Here is a 3,268-nt window from a genome sequence, read left to right on the forward strand (position 1 = left end):
TAATTTCTGCAACTCATTCTAGATATGCCACTTTTAATATAGTACATAAATACTATAAAATAGCGATCGCCCTGTGCCAGTTGCGTAAGTCCTAAATGTGTCGGCTTGCCTTGTTAATGCTTCGGCTTGCCTTGTTAATGCTTCGGCTTGCCTTGTTAATGAGTCTTAATGCAATGCCAATGCATTCCCTTAAAATGTTAATGCGTTCCCCTGCATTAAAAACGCTACGCTTTTACGCAAAACTGTACTTAGTCAGCTTAAGCTGACTTGGCTTAAGAGAAAAAATAGGCCGTTTGGCACAGCCAAGTGCAATAGCAGCAGATAGCCAGTCGGTAAAAACGATTGAAAAAAGAGAGCCAGCGCGTTGCGGGGGTTCCCCCGTTGTAGCGACTGGCGTGGGATGTGTACGGCTTTGATGGTGGCAAGCGCGAGTCTTGGGAAGAAAACACCAAACGATAGCACTGTCCAGTTACATTGGTGCGGTCGGAAACATTTCGAGGAGTTCGGGCATAATAGGTCCATTGGAACCATTAACATAGCTTGCCGTAAGCACCGTTGGCAGATTGTGAACTTTCCTGATCGAGGCTAGTGCGAGAACATTGGAGCAGAACTAGATCCAGTCGGATGTCCTGCACACCCAGCATTGTACCTGTATGATAGTCATTCATCAGCAGGGCACAGTCTTCGGCGCTGAGTTGAGGTAGCGTTGTTGGTCATAGTTACTTTCCTGAAGTTATTTATACTGATTCAATCAACTTGCAGTTGGTGAAAACCATCGACCGAGCCATTCTGTCAGTGCTGGTAAAGCATTCTGATTGCCAACAAAGCCGAGATACGAGTCGGGTCTCACGAGGAAAAGGCTCTGACTACTGCCAAAGGCACTGTCAAATTGCATCTTTGCTTCCGGTTGAGTAGAGGCAGGCGCGATACGTTGCAGTTTCAGAAACCCATGCCAAGGTCCGAGCTGCTCTTTCCAGGTAGCAGGGAGGTCGGTTGTACTTTCACCCCCTGCTACCAGCAGAGTAAAGCACGATGGATCAATGATTTCATAAAGGCGCATTTTGCGAGGCTGGGTATCACTCAATGAATCTAGATTCCACCTCAGTACATCCATGTCTGGCATCCGATCGCCCGCCTGGAGGTTGCCATGAATATGATAGGTTTGGGAAAGTGAGCTTTTGCGATAATTCACAGCGACCTCGCTGAGCATTCCAGTGCTCAACTGCTGCACTAAATGAGTGTTGAGGAAAACTGGTGTGAGGAGCGTGATCAGTTGATGCACAATCATGCTGTCGGAGTTGAGCGCATCTGTGGCGGCTTCTGTTCTCGACACAATACTACGGATGATCGGCAGTCTCTCTTCCTCGTAAGTGTTTAGCAACTCTGGAGCCGCTTTGCAGTGCCAAACCATAGCTAGCTTCCAACTCAGGTCGATCATGTCCTGAATGCCTGTGTTCATCCCCTGTCCACCTGCCGGGCTATGAATGTGAGCCGCATCGCCGCCAAAGAAGATGCGGCGCTCCCGTAGGGTGTGCAGCATCCGGCTGTTGATCCGAAACCGAGAACTCCAGGTCATATCTCGCAGTCGGGCAGGAATGTGCGAGTTCTGGTCATAGAGATTTTGCAGCTTTTCCAATGTTGGCTCGTCGTTCGCGTGATGATCTGGATCGGTAGCCATAAACCGGAAGTGGCGATCGCCCATTGGAAAAACAGCCATGAAGCCATGTGCAGAGGTGAATAACAAGAGTTCATCATCGGGAAGATCGCCGTCAAGATGTAGGTCTGCCAGGGCATAATTCTGGTCGATGGATTTACCCTGAAATTGCAAATTCAGGGTACGGCGAACCAGGCTGTGTGAACCTTCAGCGCTAATCAGATAAGCCGCTTCCAGTTCTTCAAGTTCTCCTTCACGGTTGCGGAGTACAGCCTTCACACCACCCTGTCCAGGCTGAGCGGACGACTCTGATTGAGCAAACGCGATCATCTCTGTACCGTGTTCGATCTCAACATCCTGGCGAACCAGTTGCTCCCGCAGAATGCGTTCTGTTTCCGACTGAGGGATGAGGATGATGAAGTTGTAACGGCTCTTGATCTCTTCAAGGTGTACTTTACCCAAGCGCTTGCCATCTCCATAGATGGTAACTGCGGTGCCTTTGTTGCCAATTCGGAGTATCTCTTGGATCAGCCCGCGCTGCTCGAAGAGTTCCAAAGTGCGCGTCTGCACAGCAAGAGCGCGAGATGTAGTGGAAGGTGACAGCAGCTTATCTACAATGCGGACAGGAACGCCGAGGCGAGAGAGTTCCATCGCCGCTGTCATTCCCGTTGGTCCTGCGCCGACAATCAGCACTGGACGAAGACTGCTTGTTGTCCGTTTGTCTTGTTCGTTCATAAAGAGTTCTGTTCTTGGTAGCTAGTACTGCAAATGAGCGATCGCTTTTTGAAGCCAAGCTTTGGCTGATTCGACCTTCAGCATTGTTAATTTCAAAAGCTTGTGGCTTGTTTTGTGAGTTCATAAATGCAGTGTTGATAGATTGAAAGGCCTGTCACCGACACCCATGTTTGTATGTACTTGAGTTTCAATAAGACCGGGTGTGCTGGAGAAGACCACACAGTTTCATCGCGGCATCGGTGGTAGTGGCTTTTTTATTAATTATTCAGTTTGGGAATCAGTGAAAGATTTTAAGCGAGCGTTCAGTAGTCCAAAATTCAAAGCCAAGTTGAGCCAATATCCATCCAGCGCAAAGACATCGCCGCACCTTTTTGAAAAGGTCGCTTTCATAGAGCCTGAGCGAATTTTCCAATCGATTGGATTGATTCCGGCAGCCTGAACTCGAATCAGCACCTCATTGGGCTGGGGTTCAGGGGGTGCTATTGTTTCCAGTGTCAGTACGTCTAACGCTCCATAGTCATGAACGCGAATTGCTTGCATCGTGTTACTCCTTCAAATTTGAGGGTTGTGTCGCAAATGCTTTTGCATTAGTTAAAGTGTGTCAAAGATGATCCAATCTTGAACACCTTGCGTCTTCAGAACCGTTTCTGCCTGGTGAATTTCATTGTTCGTTCCCTTAATCACGATGAGATATTCTCCTTGCGCTAACCGCTCCCGGTAGCGCTTTATTTGTTTGTCTGAGATGTTTGTTCCGATCGCACCTCCAAGGATTGCACCTGCCACAGCTCCATAAAAGGTTCCGGTCGCAAGTCCCACAGAAGCGGCTTCTGTGGCTAAGACAAGTGAGCCAACTCCTGGAACTGCCAGGGTTACGAGTTC

General features: G+C 48.7%; 4 protein-coding genes and 2 pseudogenes. 2 read left to right on the top strand and 4 right to left on the bottom strand.

Annotated features, from left to right (window positions below):
* Window positions 1-272: 272 nt before the first annotated feature.
* Window positions 273-458, top strand: a pseudogene (locus V7K36_RS34345) (hypothetical protein); the annotation flags it as partial.
* A 72-nt stretch (window positions 459-530) separates the two neighbouring features.
* Here V7K36_RS34345 and V7K36_RS29830 read toward each other — a convergent pair.
* Together V7K36_RS29830 and V7K36_RS29835 are read right to left on the bottom strand one after the other, a co-directional pair.
* Window positions 531-668, bottom strand: a complete 138-nt coding sequence (locus V7K36_RS29830) for a hypothetical protein (protein ID WP_335121260.1) — start codon at window positions 666-668, stop codon at window positions 531-533.
* An 83-nt stretch (window positions 669-751) separates the two neighbouring features.
* A complete protein-coding gene (locus V7K36_RS29835) occupies window positions 752-2,389 on the bottom strand; it encodes an FAD-dependent monooxygenase (protein WP_335121261.1) in 1,638 nt (545 codons plus the stop codon).
* Window positions 2,390-2,403: 14 nt separating this feature from the next.
* Here V7K36_RS29835 and V7K36_RS29840 point away from each other — a divergent pair, with 14 nt between their 5' ends.
* The gene (locus V7K36_RS29840; RefSeq protein WP_335121262.1) at window positions 2,404-2,535 is read left to right on the top strand and encodes a hypothetical protein; all 132 of its coding nucleotides are present in this window, start codon (window positions 2,404-2,406) and stop codon (window positions 2,533-2,535) included.
* Window positions 2,536-2,650: 115 nt separating this feature from the next.
* On the opposite strand, the gene V7K36_RS29845 is transcribed toward V7K36_RS29840, so the two are convergent.
* Entirely contained in the window at window positions 2,651-2,929 is a 279-nt protein-coding gene (locus V7K36_RS29845; RefSeq protein WP_335121263.1) for an alcohol dehydrogenase catalytic domain-containing protein, read from the bottom strand.
* 51 nt (window positions 2,930-2,980) lie between these two features.
* Window positions 2,981-3,268 (bottom strand): annotated as a pseudogene (locus V7K36_RS29850) (hypothetical protein); the annotation flags it as partial.

This window comes from Nostoc sp., from assembly GCF_036919555.1.
In the GTDB taxonomy this organism is placed as follows: domain Bacteria; phylum Cyanobacteriota; class Cyanobacteriia; order Cyanobacteriales; family Nostocaceae; genus Nostoc.

What these genes read in the sequence shown, in the direction of transcription:
- V7K36_RS29830 (WP_335121260.1), bottom strand. Translation starts at nt 668, where the DNA reads ATGAATGACTATCATACAGGTACAATGCTGGGTGTGCAGGACATCCGA.
- V7K36_RS29835 (WP_335121261.1), bottom strand. Translation starts at nt 2,389, where the DNA reads ATGAACGAACAAGACAAACGGACAACAAGCAGTCTTCGTCCAGTGCTG.
- V7K36_RS29845 (WP_335121263.1), bottom strand. Translation starts at nt 2,929, where the DNA reads ATGCAAGCAATTCGCGTTCATGACTATGGAGCGTTAGACGTACTGACA.